The organism is Synechococcus sp. R6-5, from assembly GCF_047461775.1.
Taxonomy (GTDB): domain Bacteria; phylum Cyanobacteriota; class Cyanobacteriia; order Thermostichales; family Thermostichaceae; genus Thermostichus.
In genome coordinates this window covers 1-529 of sequence record NZ_JANSHV010000413.1, presented here as the reverse complement: position 1 = coordinate 529, position 529 = coordinate 1, and the positions used below count along the sequence as shown (strand labels likewise).

Sequence of the window (529 nt, the reverse complement as noted above, 5' to 3'; positions counted from 1 at the left end):
GCGCGCAGATGCGGTGTGTTGCTCACGTACTTTGTGCATGTGTGGTACAATTTTCATGCCGATATGCAGCGCGTTCGCGCGGTGGGCAACGGTGACGACCGCTGTCGCGCTCATCGACAGGCATTATAGAATCACGTCCATCGTGCAAGGAGGGCGCAGTATGCGTGACGATATCACCAACATCGCAATCGAAGATTATCTGGTCGAACTGATGCCGCCGCGACCGCAGGCGCTTGCTGAACTCGAGCGTCAGGCGCGTGAGCATGGATGGCCCCTGGTTGGTCCGGTTGAGGGTCAGTTCCTCTACATGCTGGCGAAGATGCACGGCGCGCGCGAAGCGCTGGAGATCGGCGTTGCCACCGGTTATGCCGCTATCTGGCTGTTGCGCGCCATCGCCCCGGTTGGCGGGCATCTGACGGCAATCGAGCGCAACCCGGAGCGGATTGCACTGGCGCGCACGTATGTCGCCCATGCTGGCTATGGTGATCACTTCAATATCATTGAGGGGGAATGGTTCAGCGCCCTCGAA

Annotated in this window: 1 protein-coding gene; it reads left to right on the top strand. The window is 59.9% G+C overall.

Features of this window, described 5'->3' with window-relative positions:
• Positions 1-160: 160 nt before the first annotated feature.
• A partial coding sequence (locus tag NW818_RS14055) for an O-methyltransferase (RefSeq protein ID WP_414424917.1) occupies positions 161-529 on the top strand: 369 nt, incomplete at its 3' end.